Genomic DNA, 12,701 nt, shown 5'->3' with positions numbered 1-12,701 from the left:
CCTCGGCTCAGAGGATCCCGGCCGTCCGCATCGCGATGTCGACGAGCTTGACGCGCTGCAGCTCTGCCACCGCCGGCACGTCGAACCATCCGGCCATGTCCGTCGAGCCGTCCTGCTCGAAGCGCAGGCGCCCGCCGATGACGCGCGCACGGTAGAGGATCCGCAGCGTGTGCAACGGGACATCGGACTTGTGCACGCGCCGACCGGCCGGAATCACCCGGGAATGGATGCCGAGCAGTTCGCCGACCTCGACCGAATACCCGGTCTCCTCGCGGAGTTCGCGGCGCACGGCATCCTCGGGGTCCTCACCGGGTTCGAGCCCGCCGCCCGGCATCGTCCAGGCGACCCGGCGACCCTCGGTCCAGCGGGCGAGCAGGATCCGATCGTCGTCGTCGGTGACGACCGCGTATGCGGCGACTCGCAGATCCATCCACTCACATTAGCGGTCTACGACACGCCGACCACGACGTGTGTCCTAGGCTTCTGGCCATGCCGAACATCAGGGTCGAACTCCTCCCCGGTCGCTCCGTCGACCAGCGCCGCGCCTTCGCTCAAGCCGTCACGGATGCCGCAGTCGACGCTCTCGGCGCTCGACATCAAGACGTGCGCATCATGTTCGAGGAGGTCGCCGCCGACTTCGTCGCGAACGGCGGTGTGCTCGCGAGCGAGGATGACTCCCGTGCGGCGCAGGTCACGAAGGTGACATCCGGCGGGAGCTGAGGTGTCGGGGCAGGGCGTCGCGCTCTGCCCCTCGGCGTCTCAACGTCCGTCACGGGCCCGGCTGCACGGACCATGGTCGGAACATCGCCCCGGTTGGCACCGACCGGCGCCGAATCCCGGAAGAATCGAACCATGGCCCAGTTCGACATGCCCATCGACCAACTCCGCGAGTACCGCCCCGAACGGGACGAGCCCAGCGACTTCGACATGTTCTGGCAGGAGACGCTGGCGTTCTCCCGCGGACACGGCGAAGCGCTGTTCACTCGCATCGACACCGCGATCCGGAACCTCATCGTCGAGGACGTGACGTTCCCGGGCTTCGCCGGTCACCCGATCAAGGGCTGGTTCATCCGGCCGACGGGTCATGTACGCGCCACTGTGGTGCACTACATCGGGTACAACGGCGGGCGCGGGGTGCCAGAGCAGTGGACTCTGCTGCCCAGTGCCGGGTACGCGGTGTTCGTCATGGACAGCCGCGGACAGGGCAGCGGCGGCAATCCTGGGTCGACGACCGACCCCGTCGGCAGCGGCCCGCGCATCGCCGGTCAGATGTCCAGCGGCATCGAGGGCCCGCACGAGTACTACTACCGTCGCGTCTTCACGGATGCCGTGCTCGCCGTCGACGCCGTCCGCAGCCACCCGGCCGTCGACCCGTCCAAGGTCGTCGTCGCCGGCGGCAGCCAGGGCGGCGGGATCGCCGTCGCGGCTGCCGGACTGAGCGACGGCCTCGCGGGCGCGATGATCGACGTGCCGTTCCTCAGCCACTATCGCCGTGCACTGCGCATCACCGATGCGAACCCGTACAACGAACTGACGCGGTACATGCAGACGCGCCGCGGCGAGGAGGATGACGTCTTCCGCGTGCTCAGCTACTTCGACGGCGTGAACTTCGCCGCGCGCGCCTCGGCGCCGGCGCTGTACTCCGTGGCGTTGTGCGACGCCGTGTGCCCGCCGTCGACCGTGTTCGCGCAGTTCAACCACTACGCGACCGATGACAAGTCCATCGAGGTGTACCCGTACAACGGGCACGAGGGCGGGCAGTGGACGCAGCAGCGCCGGCAGCTGGAATTCCTGGGCGGGATCTTCGGCGCCGCCCCGGAGGCCGTCGCGTGACCGGCTCCGTACCCGAAGAGCTCACCGAGTATCCGCTTTCGGTTCTGCTGACGCCGCCACCGGCGCTTCGGGCCCCGGACGACTTCGACGCCTTCTGGCACGACACCTTCGCCGAATTCGGCACCGGTGCCGTCGCATGGAAGGTCGACGCCGCACTCGAACCGACCCCGACGCATCGCGTCGACCGGGTCCAGTTCACCTCGTCGACCGGCGAGCAGGTCATCGCCTGGCTCGCCCTGCCGCACGGCCCGGTCGCTCGCGGACGCGTCATCGGTCACGGCTACGGCGGCCGTACTGAACCCGCGCTCGACGCGCTCCCGGCCGACACGGCGGCGATCTTCCCGGTGGCCCCCGGCCAGGAGGCGAACCCACCCGGTCGATTCCCGGCACTCTCGGCACGGCACGTGCTCGCCGGCATCCAGCACCGTGAGACCTACGCGCACCGCTACTCGGCCGCCGACCTCTGGCGCGCGGCCACCGTCCTGCTGGATGCCGCTCCGGATGCCGAAGCCGCACTCGACTATCAGGGCGGCAGCTTCGGCGGAGGGATGGGCGCACTCGCACTCCCCTGGGACGACCGGTTCCGCCGCGCCTCCCTGGACGTTCCGAGCTTCGGGTACTTCCCGATCCGGCTCAGCCGACGCTGCACCGGCAGCGGCGAGGCCGTGCGGTCGCACCTGCGGCGGCATCCGGAGGTGCGACCGGTGCTGGACTACTTCGATACGGCGATCGCTGCATCGCGCATCCGCATCCCGGTGCACGTCGGAGCGGCGGTCATCGATCCGTCCGTCGACCCGCGAGGGCAGTTCGCGGTCTACCACGCGCTGGCCGGACCCAAGCGGTTGACCGTGCGTGGTTCCGGACACCTGGACGGGCCGATCGAGGAACTCTCCGACCAGTTGTTCCAGCAGGCCACCGAGGACTTCTTCGCCGCCTCCCGCATCGATCAGGAATAGAGAAGCCGCGGGCGTCCGGCATCCATAGGCTGAACCGAGAACCCAGCCCCGAGGAGGAACCGATGTCCGAGACGAAGAACTTCACCGACGAAGAGCGCGAGGCCATGAAGGCCGCAGCCGCCGAGAAGAAGACGGCGCGCTCCCGCGCGAAGAAGACCCCGGAGCAGGCGCGCGCCGAGGGCGAGGCCGAGGTGCTCGCGAAGATCGCCGAGCTTCCGGAGCCGGACAGGACGCTCGCCACCAAGCTGCACGAACTCGTCAGCGAGAACGCCCCGCATCTCGTGCCGCGCACGTACTACGGCATGCCGGCCTGGGGCAAGGACGGCAAGGTGCTGTGCTTCTTCCAGCCGGCCTCGAAGTTCAAGGTGCGTTACGGCACGTTCGGGTTCGAGACGAACTCGAACCTCGACGACGGCACGGTGTGGCCGACCTCGTACGCGGTGACGGATCTCACCGATGCCGATCTGACCTTCCTGGCCGAGCGGATCCGGCTCGCGGCGAGTTGACCCGGGCGCGCGGCGGTGCGGTCTCCGACGCCGCCGCGCCGGGCAGCCCCGATCATGCGGTATGGTCTTGTCCATGACATCCCGTTGGTATGCGTATTTCGAGTCGGCTCTGGAGGGGCCGGCGCTGATCTAGCGCATACCGACACCTTCAGAGCCGACAAGCCAGAGCATTCGCTCTGGCTTTCGCCGTTTCGGCGGGCTCTGCACGGGGTCCGCCCAGGACACGACAGGACCCCCTGCAGATGAACGACGCAGCCGCCATCGACGCCACCGCGGATCTCCACGTCGCGGCCTTCACCACGATCCCGACGCCGGCGGAGATCGCCGCGGAGCTGCCGGTCGGAGATGAACGCGCAGCGCTCGTCTCCCGCACGCGCGACGAGATCCGCGCCATCATGGCCGGCGAGGACGACCGCCTTCTCGTGGTCGCGGGCCCCTGCTCCATCCACGATCCCGAGGCGGGGCTGGAGTACGCCGGCCGCCTTGTGCTCGAGGCGGAGCGCCACCGCGACGACCTCCTGATCGTCATGCGGACCTACTTCGAGAAGCCGCGCACGACCGTCGGGTGGAAGGGCCTGATCAACGACCCCCACCTGGACGGCAGCCACGACATCGAAATGGGCCTGCGACAGGCCCGCGCCTTCCTCCGGGACGTCACGGCGCTCGGAATCCCGTGCGCCACCGAGTTCCTCGAGCCCATCAGCCCGCAGTACACGGCTGATCTCGTCTCGTGGGGCGCGATCGGCGCTCGGACCACGGAGAGCCAGATCCACCGCCAGCTGGCGAGCGGCCTGTCGATGCCGATCGGCTTCAAGAACGGCACGGATGGCGGGCTCCAGGTCGCTCTGGATGCCGCAGCCGCCGCATCCTCTCCGCAGGCGTTCCTCGGGATCGGCGCCGATGGCCGCGCGAGCCTCGTGTCGACGACGGGCAACCCGGACACCTCGGTGATCCTGCGCGGTGGCGCGGACGGGCCGAACTACGCAAGCGAGCACGTGGCACGCGCGTCTTCTCGGCTGGCGGCGGCCGGCCTCACCTCGCGGCTGATCGTCGACGCGAGTCACGGCAACAGCGGCAAGGACCACATCCGACAGGCCGAGGTCGCGCGCGAACTCGGCCTGCAGATCGCGAGCGAGGGGGCCGCGATCGCGGGCGTCATGCTGGAGAGCAATCTCGTCGCCGGCGCGCAGAAGCTGGATGTGACGAAGGGTCCGGCGGGACTCGTTCGCGGCCAGAGCGTCACCGACGCGTGCATGGGCTGGGACACGACCGCCGATGTCCTCGCAGGTCTGGCCTCGGCGGTGCGCGCGCGGCGGGTCTGACGGCCTCCCGTCATCGGGGTCAGACCTTGAGGACGTTGAGCAACTGCCACCCCTCGGGCACCTTCGCCCGGAGTGCAGCCATGTCGTCCGCCTCGATCCGGGTGACCTGGTCGCGGCGGGCGAACGTGCCGACGACCTTGAGGATCGCCGCCCCCTTGATCATCTCGACCGGAGAGGAGACGAGGTCGAACCCCTCGGGCCGCTGCGCCGCCAGTTGAACCTGGACATCGGCCAGATCGGCGGCCTCGATCGCGACGGAGCGGGTTTCCACAGGACGCATGAGACCGATCAGCACTCTTCGATCCTAGGAGGTCCGCATCGCCGCCCCGGACTCCACCGGATGCTGGCAGACTGAGCGCGTCCGAGAGGAGCGCCGTGCTGGATCTCGCCTACCCCTTCACGGGTCGCTGGCTGACGCAGAACAGCCCGGCCGATCGCGTGCCCAGTCACGGCACGACCCGATTCGCGAGCGCACACGCGATCGATTTCGTTCCCGTCGGGGCGGATGGGCGAAGTGTGCGGTTCACCCTTCGATCCCTGATCCGGACGGAGGATGCCGAACTGTTCGTCGGATTCGGGCGTCCCGTGCTCGCACCGGTGACGGGGGTCGTCACCGGTGCGCACGACTTCGAGGAGGATCACCGTGCGCACCGCGGCATCCCGTCGGTCGGATACGCACTGACGCAAGGGCGGCGGGCGGCGCAAGGCTGGCGGGCGCTCGCGGGAAACCACGTCGTGATCGAGACGTCCGGTGGTGTCGTCGCCCTGTGCCATCTGCAGCAGGGCAGCATCGTCGTCTCGGTCGGATCCAGAGTCGTCGTCGGCGACCGGATCGGATGCTGCGGCAACTCCGGCAACAGCACCGAACCGCATCTGCACCTGCAGGCGATGGATCGGGCGGATCCTCTGGCTGCGCAGGCAGTCCCCTTCACGCTCAATGGCGGACCGCCGCCGCGGAACGGCCGGATCATTGACACGAAAGGAATGTGAGGATGCCTCCATCCGAAATCGGCATCGTCTTCGCCACCGAGCGGGATGCCGAAACGCTCACGCAGCTGCAGATCGACTTCGGTGACGAGTTCGACGAGCCGGAGCCGCCATTCGAAGTGCTGCTGCCGCGCTTCCGTCGATTCCTCGCCGACCCGGCCGGGTTCGCACTGCTCGCGTGGGTGGACGGGACCGCCGCCGGGTACGCCGTCGTCGCGCTGCGTCCGGCGATCTACAACGAGGGCGGCCAAGTCGCCACACTCGACGAACTCTATGTGCGCCCATCCCACCGTTCCGAGGGGATCGGTGCGGTGCTGCTCGCCCGGACGATCGAGGAGTCCCGCCGGCGCGGCGCGGGGGAGATGCACATCAACGTCGACTCGGGTGACGCCGGTGCGCGCCGCTTCTACGAGCGGCATGGCTTCCGCAACAACCTCCCCGGCACCGACGAACCCGTGCTCTGGTACTTCGCGGAGTGGGATGCCGACGGCTACGCGTCCGGTGCCTCCTGAAGCGCGCGGACCTCGATGCGGCACTGCAGCGCGGTCGACGCCCTGGTCGCCCACTCGACGGCCGCGCTCTCGTCCACTGCCTCGATCACCCAGAACCCGCCGACGTAGGATTCGGCTTCGACGAAGGGCTCGTCGAGCACGCGTGCCTCACCCGATGACACATCGACGGTCTTCGCCGTCGACGGCGGGTTGAGGCCGCCGGCGAACAGCAGAGCTCCGGCATCCTTCACAGCGGTGTTGAACTCATCGACCGCGGCCATGACGGCGGCGAGCTCTGCGGGGTCGAACTCCTGCATCGACTGCATCGTCGGCTCGGTCGCCGTGTCGTGCGGCACGGTCAGGAAGTACTGGGTCATGATTCCGTTCCCTTCGTCGTGGGCCACCTCGTGCGACCCTCTCACCATGACGTCGAACGGGCAACCCCTGGATCGACATCGAGGTCGCATCGCGCGCTGCGGCGCTCACTCTCCCGACGCAGGCGCGGCTCGCTGGACTCGATAGCAAAGGTGCACTTCGCTGGCGAACGCGGCGGTCTCCAGGCGTTCGAGGCGGAGCTGACGTTCCAGCCCGGCGAAGAGCGGGATGCCTTCGCCCAGCACGGCAGGCACGACATGGAGCCGGATTTCGTCAATGAGGCCGAGGGCGAGGCATTGCCGCGCGACGCGGCCGCCCAACACGCTCACCCACTTCTCACCCGCATCCTGCCGCGCACGCCGCACAGCCTCGTCGATGTCGTCGACGACGAACGTGAAGCGGGTCCCGTCGCGCTCGACCGCCTCCTGACCGCTGTGCGTCATCAGGTAGACGGGCACCTTCAGGAATCCGCCGTACGGAATCTCCCGTTCCTCGATCGTCTGGGTCTTGTTCGCGCCCCCGACGATGGCGCCGATGTCGGAGCAGATCTTCCGCACGATGTGCTCGTCCTCCGCAGCGACAGGGAATCCGTTCATCCAATCCATCCCTCCGTCCGGATCCGCCATGAACCCGTCGACCGAGACTGTGGCGTGGATCATCACCTTCGACATGATCTGTCCCTTCTCACTGTGGTGAGTCGAGCGACTCGCCATAACACGAAGATATCCCCGGGCATTGAGGTGAGTCAAGCAGCTCACCTCAATGCGATACTGAAGTGATGACCCGCAGACTCTCCGCTTACCACCAGCAGATCGCCGCCGTCAATCGCGCAGCGATCCTCACGGCGGCCGCCGGCCCATTCCTGGAGAACGGCTACGACCGCACGTCCCTCGCGGAGATCGCCAGGCACGCCGGTGTATCGAAGGCGACACTGTTCAAGCAGTTCCCCACGAAGGCGGAGCTCTTCGAAGCGACCGTACTCGCAGCAGGCAGCACCCCGGATACCGAACAGGTCGCGCCGGATCCCGAGGACTTCCTCGATGGACTCGTGATCCTCGGAGGCGCCTATGTCCGACTGCTCGATCGTCCCGACATGGCCGACCTGATGCGGATCGTGATCTCGGAGTCACCGCGCTTTCCCGAGCTTCGTGAGCGGACCTTCGATTTCGGCACCCTCCCCGTGCTCTCCGCACTCAGAGCATTCCTCATCGCTGCGCATGACGCGGGCACCGCCCACGTCGATGACCCTGACGTCATCTCCGCGCAGTTCCTCGGAATGATCGCGACCATGGTGTTCTGGCCACGATTGGTCCACGGCGGATGGACGCTCGCCGACAACGAGAAGGAGCAGGTGGTCGCGCAGGCCGCCCTGACGATCGCTGCGCGGTGCGCGCGAGAATCAGGTGACCGATCGGACTGGACCCGGTTGCCGCCGGGATCCACCGGGCCGGACTGTGGCCGGAGCTCACCCGAGCGTCAGTCTGCGCGGGCGGCCCCATAGAGCGCCTGCCCGACCAGCCGAGGAACGAGCGTCTCGTCAAAGGGCACCTTGAGGACGAGGAGCCGGTGATAACAGGCACCCCAGAGCTGGTCGATGATCACGTCGACGTCAGCATCCTCGCGCAGCTGCCCCTGCTGCTGGGCGGTCCGCAGCCGCGCGCGGGCAAGGTCGCGTCGTGGGCGCGCGTACTCCTCGGTCCATGCCAGAGCAAGGTCCGCGTCCGCCTGCGCGGCACCGATCAGCTCAGAAACCGGCGTGGCGGCCCCTTCGCTCGTCAGCCAGCGAACGAACGAGGTCAATTGTGAGACGAGATCCGCTGCGAGGTCGCCGGTGTCGGCGAAGACCAGGACCGGCGCACTCTGAGCGAAGTAGGCCTCGGCGGCCATCGCGCCCGGCGAGGGCCACCACTTGTAGAGCGTGACCTTGCTCGATCCCGCCTCCTTGGCGACGCGGTCGAAGGTCACCGCCTGCAACCCCTCGCTCAGGAGCAGGCGGCCTGTCGCGGCGAGAATGCCGGCGCGGACCTGTGCCGCCGGCCTGCGGCCCCGGCCGCGCCGCAGACTCTCGTTCTGTTCGCTCATCGATGCTCCTTCTCGCTGATGATTCTATGTGAACCGCTTGTACATTTAGCCATCTCAGGTTAATGTACGACTTGTTCACATAATGACGAAAGGGCCTGCCATGACCAGCACAAACGAGCGTGTCGCGATCGTGACCGGGGGTTCCGGCGGTATCGGCAGAGCGAGTGCTCTCCGCCTGGCCGCCGACGGAATCGCGGTCGTCGTGCACTACCACGGCAACAGGGATCGCGCCGACGAGACCGTCGCGTCCATCATCGAGTCCGGAGGGCGCGCGGTGACCGCCGGTGGCGACATCTCCGAAGAGGAGTCCGCCACGACGCTGTTCGATGTCGCAGAGCAAGAGTTCGGCGGCGTCGACGTGCTCGTGCACACGGCGGGGATCATGCCGCTGTCGCCCATCGCACAGCTCGATCTGGAGGAGTTCGACAGGGTCCAGCGCATCAACGTGCGCGGCACGTTCGTCGTCGACAAACTCGCCGCCCAGCGAATCCGTCCCGGCGGCGCCATCATCAACTTCTCGACCTCGATCACTCGCCTGCAGACGCCGGCCTACGGTGCGTATGCGGCCTCCAAGGCCGCGGTCGAGGCGATCTCGCTGATCCTGGCACGGGAGCTGCGGGGCCGGGACGTCACGGTCAACACCGTGGCCCCTGGACCCACCGCCACCCCGCTGTTCCTGGACGGCAAGAGTGTCGAGCTGATCGAGCAGATCGCGAACAACAACCCGTTCCAGCGGCTGGGCACGCCGGAGGACATCGCTGAGACCGTCGCGTTCCTGGCCGGGCCCGCTCGCTGGGTCAACGGCCAGACCCTCTACGTCAACGGCGGCGCCGCGTGAGGGGCCTGTCGAGGAGAAACGCGAAGAGGACCCGAGCATCTCGCTCGGGTCCTCTTCGCTTCTGTGGAGCCTAGGAGATTCGAACTCCTGACATCCTGCTTGCAAAGCAGGCGCTCTACCAACTGAGCTAAGGCCCCCTGAGGGTGTTCTATTGGAGTGTGGAGTGGGGCTACCAGGACTTGAACCTGGGACCTCTTCATTATCAGTGAAGCGCTCTAACCGCCTGAGCTATAGCCCCGTCAACCTCCACGAGATTACCTGAGATTGACGAAAAAACCGAATCGAGCCGGGTCAGTCCCCTGAGCGCACAGTGGCCGATCCGGCGGAGACCTTCGCGTCGATCGTGCTGGAGGCGCTGGTGGAGGTCTCCACGCGGTTGTCGAACGATCCGGCGCTGACTTCCTGGGTCACGTTGTACACGTCATCCGGCACGGTCAGCTGCAGCGAGCCTGCGCTCACCTCGAACGTGATCGCGTTGGGGGTGGTGCCGGTGAGCTCGGCGGTGAGACGTCCTGCCGAGATGCCGAAGTCGGCCTCTCGGACGTCCGCGAGCTCGATCTCTGCGCGGCCTGCGCTGATGTCCGCATCCACCGAAGTGGCGGAGCCCTCGATCGTCAGCGCACCCGCGCCGACGTGCAGGTCCACCTCGCCGAAGTCGCCCGACGCTTCCAGGCTTCCGGCCCCGAGATCGAGGTCGAGGTCGAGCCCGGCACTCTGCAGGTTCTCCGGCAGCGTCAGCACCACGTGCTCGTCATCGCCCCACCATCCGCCGAACCACCATCCGAAAGTCCGGTTCGGGCTGCGGACGATCAGTTCGTCCTCGTCCCGCTCGATCGTCCATGCACCGCCACTGCCGCCCTCGACACGAAGCTCGGCCTCATCGACGTCGCCGAATTCGACGATCACATCGCTGGCGCCGACCTCCATATCGAGCGCCTGGATGCCGGCGGCATCCGTCGTCGCGAAGGAATCGCTCGGGGTGAGCTGATCGCCGGCCGCGAAGGCCGCCGTGGCTCCGGATCCGAGCAGCGCCACGCCACCGATCACGGCGAGGACGATGCCGATCGGGCGGCCTGCACCTGAGGCCGGTCGGGCCGGGCCCGCTGGCGGTGGAACAGGTCCGCCTGCCGGTGGAACGGATGCCGTCGCCGGCGCCGCGTTCACGGGAGTATCCGGGGTGGACGGGGGAGGAGTCAGCGGGATCTCGTGCCCGCCGTTGCTGTTCGTGGTCATCGTGCCGCTCCTGTCTGTCCGGCGGCAGAGCCGCCGTTGTTCTCGATGTGGGCGAGTGCCGCCAGCACCCGCCGGTTGCCCGACTCGTCCTGCTCGAAACCGAGCTTCTGGAAGATCGATGTGATGTGCTTCTCGACGCTGGCTTCGGAGAGGAACAGGAGCCCGGCGATCGCCTGGTTCGACTTCCCCTCGGCGATCAGCGCGAGCACGGTGCGTTCGCGCTCGGTGAGTCGGAGCATCCGGTCGTCCTTGTTGCGTCGCGTGAGCAGCTGCGCGACCACTTCCGGGTCGAGCACTGTCGCGCCGTCCGCGATGCGCTCCACGGAAGTCACGAACTCCGAGACATCGGCGACCCGATCCTTCAGCAGGTAGCCGAGCGGCCCTCCCTGCGCGGCGATCAGTTCGCTCGCGTAGCGCTCTTCGACGTATTGCGAGAGCACGAGGATCGGCAGCTCGGCCCGGCGGGCTCGGATCTCGAGTGCCGCGCGGATCCCTTCGTCCGTGAACGTCGGAGGAAGGCGGACGTCGAGGATGCAGAGATCCGGCGCCTGCTCGGTCACCGCGTCGTGCAGCCCGTTCGTGTCAGGGAGTGCTGCGACCACCTCGTGGCCGGCATCCTCGAGGAGTCGGACCAGACCCTCTCGCAGCAGGACGGAGTCCTCACAGATCAGGATGCGCATGGCACACTCACCTCCAGGCTGGTCGGACCGCCCTGCGGGCTGTCGAGTCGGAACGTGCCGCCGGCGGCGAGCACGCGGTTGGAGATGCCGTCCAGGCCGCCACCGGGCTGGATCTGCGCCCCGCCCATTCCGTTGTCCTCGACCCGGGCCCACAGCACGCCGTTCTCGCGGCGACGCACGATGACGCGGCAGTCGCTGGCCCGCGAGTGCTTGGCGGCATTCGTCAAGGACTCGGCGATCGCGAAGTACACCGCAGCCTCGGCATCCCGACTGCACCGGCCCTCCATGCGGACGTCCAGGTGCACGGGGATGTGCGAGCGACCGGCGAGGGCGGAGAGCGCGGCGTCCAGGCCCCGGTCGTCCAGCACGGATGCGTGGATGCCGCGGGCGAGCTGGCGCAGTTCGGTGATGGCGGCCTTGGTCGACGTGTGCGCCTCGGAGATCAGCTCCTTGGCCTTCGCCGGGTCCTCATCGATCTTCTGCTGGGCGAGCCCGAGCGTCATGCCGACCGAGACGAGGCGCGGCTGGACGCCGTCGTGGAGGTCCCGTTCGATGCGGGTGCGCTCGACGTCCGCTGCGCGGACGGCGCCTTCGCGCTGTGCACTGGTGGTGCGGACCTGCTCGGTGAGCTCTGCTTCCCGGCTCGGTACGACCAGCGCACGGGTGATCACGCGATGCAGCAGCGCGAGCCCGACGATCGCGGCGGCCGAGATCACGACGCCCAGGATGCCGACCAGCGGCGCCCACGCGACCAGGATCTCGCTGCCGTAGGGCCCGGCGACGGTGCCCTCCAGCGTGAGCGGCGCGAAGGCGGTGATCGCCGACCAGATCATGCCCCAGAACAGACGCAGGATCAGTGCACCGGCGAGGCAGGCGAGCACGAAGTTCGCCAGTGCGCGCCACATCGGACCATCGACGGCCTGACGGCCCAGCGAACGCAGCCATCCACCGAATCCGGGGCGGGTGCGGCGGCGCCACCGAAGAGTGGGCAGGTTCAGGTCGTAGAGCCCGCTGACGCGAGCGACCTCGAACCACGCGACGCCGTACATCGCGTAGACCAGACCGACCAGGAAGATCAGGCCGATGCCGAAGACGAACGTCAGGGCGATTCCGGTGGCGAACAGGCCGGTCAGGATGCTGAAGGCGATGGCTCCGAGTACACCGAGGGCGGTGAGCTGAAGGATCGTGAAGAACAAGCGCACCGGCGGCCGATCCGCGACCGGCGCTGCGGGGTGTGCAGTCTGATTCGTCATGCCCATAACGCTACGGTTCCGCGGTCTCGCAGGGTACCGAGGCATCCGGACAGCTCCGTTCGGGTTTTCCCTACTCCGTCGGTGCAACCGGTGGCTCGAACGACGGAAGGCGGATGCCGAAGCATCCGCCTTCCGTGGGAACCTG

17 protein-coding genes and 2 tRNA genes are annotated in these 12,701 nt (G+C 67.9%); 9 read left to right on the top strand and 10 right to left on the bottom strand.

Going from position 1 to position 12,701, the window contains the following annotated elements:
- Nucleotides 1–7: 7 nt before the first annotated feature.
- Nucleotides 8–430, bottom strand: a complete 423-nt coding sequence (locus ACFCYE_RS02435) for an NUDIX hydrolase (protein ID WP_376175960.1) — start codon at nt 428–430, stop codon at nt 8–10.
- A 59-nt stretch (nt 431–489) separates the two neighbouring features.
- On the opposite strand from ACFCYE_RS02435, the gene ACFCYE_RS02430 reads away from it, so the two are divergent.
- The 5 genes from ACFCYE_RS02430 (at nt 490) to ACFCYE_RS02410 (ending at nt 4,617) form a co-directional block, all read left to right on the top strand.
- Nucleotides 490–720: a 4-oxalocrotonate tautomerase family protein gene (locus ACFCYE_RS02430; protein ID WP_376175959.1), complete on the top strand. Its 231-nt coding sequence runs from the start codon at nt 490–492 to the stop codon at nt 718–720.
- Nucleotides 721–852: 132 nt separating this feature from the next.
- Nucleotides 853–1,833, top strand: a complete 981-nt coding sequence (locus tag ACFCYE_RS02425) for an acetylxylan esterase (protein WP_376175958.1) — start codon at nt 853–855, stop codon at nt 1,831–1,833.
- Nucleotides 1,830–2,789, top strand: a complete 960-nt coding sequence (locus ACFCYE_RS02420) for an acetylxylan esterase (RefSeq protein WP_376175957.1) — start codon at nt 1,830–1,832, stop codon at nt 2,787–2,789. Before ACFCYE_RS02425 ends, ACFCYE_RS02420 begins: the two co-directional genes overlap by 4 nt.
- Nucleotides 2,790–2,851: 62 nt before the next feature.
- Nucleotides 2,852–3,295 carry an iron chaperone gene (locus ACFCYE_RS02415; protein WP_376175956.1) on the top strand — a complete coding sequence of 148 codons (444 nt, stop codon included), beginning with the start codon at nt 2,852–2,854 and terminating at the stop codon, nt 3,293–3,295.
- Nucleotides 3,296–3,537: 242 nt separating this feature from the next.
- Nucleotides 3,538–4,617 carry a 3-deoxy-7-phosphoheptulonate synthase gene (locus tag ACFCYE_RS02410; RefSeq protein ID WP_376175955.1) on the top strand — a complete coding sequence of 360 codons (1,080 nt, stop codon included), beginning with the start codon at nt 3,538–3,540 and terminating at the stop codon, nt 4,615–4,617.
- A 19-nt stretch (nt 4,618–4,636) separates the two neighbouring features.
- On the opposite strand, the gene ACFCYE_RS02405 is transcribed toward ACFCYE_RS02410, so the two are convergent.
- Entirely contained in the window at nt 4,637–4,912 is a 276-nt protein-coding gene (locus ACFCYE_RS02405) for a hypothetical protein (RefSeq protein ID WP_376175954.1), read from the bottom strand.
- Nucleotides 4,913–4,992: 80 nt separating this feature from the next.
- Between ACFCYE_RS02405 and ACFCYE_RS02400 the strand changes: the two genes are divergently transcribed.
- Both ACFCYE_RS02400 and ACFCYE_RS02395 read left to right on the top strand, forming a co-directional pair.
- On the top strand, nt 4,993–5,607 hold the full coding sequence (locus ACFCYE_RS02400) for a M23 family metallopeptidase (RefSeq protein WP_376175953.1): 615 nt from the start codon (nt 4,993–4,995) through the stop codon (nt 5,605–5,607).
- A gap of 2 nt (nt 5,608–5,609) precedes the next feature.
- A complete protein-coding gene (locus ACFCYE_RS02395; RefSeq protein ID WP_376175952.1) occupies nt 5,610–6,116 on the top strand; it encodes a GNAT family N-acetyltransferase in 507 nt (168 codons plus the stop codon).
- On the opposite strand, the gene ACFCYE_RS02390 is transcribed toward ACFCYE_RS02395, so the two are convergent.
- Nucleotides 6,095–6,472, bottom strand: a complete 378-nt coding sequence (locus ACFCYE_RS02390) for a YciI family protein (protein WP_376175951.1) — start codon at nt 6,470–6,472, stop codon at nt 6,095–6,097. The two genes, ACFCYE_RS02395 and ACFCYE_RS02390, sit on opposite strands and share 22 nt — an antisense overlap.
- Nucleotides 6,473–6,577: 105 nt before the next feature.
- On the bottom strand, nt 6,578–7,141 hold the full coding sequence (locus ACFCYE_RS02385; RefSeq protein ID WP_376175950.1) for a dihydrofolate reductase family protein: 564 nt from the start codon (nt 7,139–7,141) through the stop codon (nt 6,578–6,580).
- 107 nt (nt 7,142–7,248) lie between these two features.
- Between ACFCYE_RS02385 and ACFCYE_RS02380 the strand changes: the two genes are divergently transcribed.
- Nucleotides 7,249–7,971: a TetR/AcrR family transcriptional regulator gene (locus tag ACFCYE_RS02380; RefSeq protein ID WP_376175949.1), complete on the top strand. Its 723-nt coding sequence runs from the start codon at nt 7,249–7,251 to the stop codon at nt 7,969–7,971.
- Here the strand turns inward: ACFCYE_RS02380 and ACFCYE_RS02375 are convergent.
- The gene (locus ACFCYE_RS02375; RefSeq protein WP_376175948.1) at nt 7,947–8,552 is read right to left on the bottom strand and encodes a TetR/AcrR family transcriptional regulator; all 606 of its coding nucleotides are present in this window, start codon (nt 8,550–8,552) and stop codon (nt 7,947–7,949) included. The genes ACFCYE_RS02380 and ACFCYE_RS02375 overlap by 25 nt on opposite strands.
- Before the next feature lie 100 nt (nt 8,553–8,652).
- On the opposite strand from ACFCYE_RS02375, the gene ACFCYE_RS02370 reads away from it, so the two are divergent.
- Nucleotides 8,653–9,390, top strand: a complete 738-nt coding sequence (locus ACFCYE_RS02370) for an SDR family oxidoreductase (RefSeq protein ID WP_376175947.1) — start codon at nt 8,653–8,655, stop codon at nt 9,388–9,390.
- Between the two features lie 64 nt (nt 9,391–9,454).
- On the opposite strand, the gene ACFCYE_RS02365 is transcribed toward ACFCYE_RS02370, so the two are convergent.
- From ACFCYE_RS02365 to ACFCYE_RS02345, 5 genes are all read right to left on the bottom strand, one after another.
- Nucleotides 9,455–9,527, bottom strand: a tRNA-Ala gene (locus tag ACFCYE_RS02365).
- 27 nt (nt 9,528–9,554) lie between these two features.
- Nucleotides 9,555–9,628 (bottom strand) — tRNA-Ile (locus ACFCYE_RS02360).
- Between the two features lie 53 nt (nt 9,629–9,681).
- Complete coding sequence (locus tag ACFCYE_RS02355) at nt 9,682–10,623, bottom strand: hypothetical protein (protein ID WP_376175946.1); 942 nt, start codon at nt 10,621–10,623, stop codon at nt 9,682–9,684.
- Nucleotides 10,620–11,303, bottom strand: a complete 684-nt coding sequence (locus tag ACFCYE_RS02350; protein ID WP_376175945.1) for a response regulator — start codon at nt 11,301–11,303, stop codon at nt 10,620–10,622. The genes ACFCYE_RS02355 and ACFCYE_RS02350 overlap by 4 nt, the downstream gene beginning before the upstream one ends.
- On the bottom strand, nt 11,291–12,556 hold the full coding sequence (locus tag ACFCYE_RS02345) for a sensor histidine kinase (protein ID WP_376175944.1): 1,266 nt from the start codon (nt 12,554–12,556) through the stop codon (nt 11,291–11,293). Before ACFCYE_RS02345 ends, ACFCYE_RS02350 begins: the two co-directional genes overlap by 13 nt.
- Nucleotides 12,557–12,701: the final 145 nt, after the last annotated feature.

Origin of the sequence: Microbacterium sp. NPDC056234, from assembly GCF_042267585.1 — a bacterium.
Lineage (GTDB): Bacteria > Actinomycetota > Actinomycetes > Actinomycetales > Microbacteriaceae > Microbacterium.
The sequence above is the reverse complement of the archived record's forward strand: the minus strand, read 5'-3'. Positions and strand labels throughout refer to the sequence as shown.

Excerpts from the sequence above, each read along its gene's own strand:
- ACFCYE_RS02430 (WP_376175959.1), top strand. The coding sequence starts at position 490 with ATGCCGAACATCAGGGTCGAACTCCTCCCCGGTCGCTCCGTCGACCAG.
- ACFCYE_RS02425 (WP_376175958.1), top strand. The coding sequence starts at position 853 with ATGGCCCAGTTCGACATGCCCATCGACCAACTCCGCGAGTACCGCCCC.
- ACFCYE_RS02385 (WP_376175950.1), bottom strand. The coding sequence starts at position 7,141 with ATGTCGAAGGTGATGATCCACGCCACAGTCTCGGTCGACGGGTTCATG.
- ACFCYE_RS02435 (WP_376175960.1), bottom strand. The coding sequence starts at position 430 with ATGGATCTGCGAGTCGCCGCATACGCGGTCGTCACCGACGACGACGAT.
- ACFCYE_RS02355 (WP_376175946.1), bottom strand. The coding sequence starts at position 10,623 with ATGACCACGAACAGCAACGGCGGGCACGAGATCCCGCTGACTCCTCCC.
- ACFCYE_RS02370 (WP_376175947.1), top strand. The coding sequence starts at position 8,653 with ATGACCAGCACAAACGAGCGTGTCGCGATCGTGACCGGGGGTTCCGGC.
- ACFCYE_RS02380 (WP_376175949.1), top strand. The coding sequence starts at position 7,249 with ATGACCCGCAGACTCTCCGCTTACCACCAGCAGATCGCCGCCGTCAAT.
- ACFCYE_RS02350 (WP_376175945.1), bottom strand. The coding sequence starts at position 11,303 with ATGCGCATCCTGATCTGTGAGGACTCCGTCCTGCTGCGAGAGGGTCTG.
- ACFCYE_RS02395 (WP_376175952.1), top strand. The coding sequence starts at position 5,610 with ATGCCTCCATCCGAAATCGGCATCGTCTTCGCCACCGAGCGGGATGCC.
- ACFCYE_RS02410 (WP_376175955.1), top strand. The coding sequence starts at position 3,538 with ATGAACGACGCAGCCGCCATCGACGCCACCGCGGATCTCCACGTCGCG.
- ACFCYE_RS02375 (WP_376175948.1), bottom strand. The coding sequence starts at position 8,552 with ATGAGCGAACAGAACGAGAGTCTGCGGCGCGGCCGGGGCCGCAGGCCG.
- ACFCYE_RS02415 (WP_376175956.1), top strand. The coding sequence starts at position 2,852 with ATGTCCGAGACGAAGAACTTCACCGACGAAGAGCGCGAGGCCATGAAG.
- ACFCYE_RS02390 (WP_376175951.1), bottom strand. The coding sequence starts at position 6,472 with ATGACCCAGTACTTCCTGACCGTGCCGCACGACACGGCGACCGAGCCG.
- ACFCYE_RS02345 (WP_376175944.1), bottom strand. The coding sequence starts at position 12,556 with ATGACGAATCAGACTGCACACCCCGCAGCGCCGGTCGCGGATCGGCCG.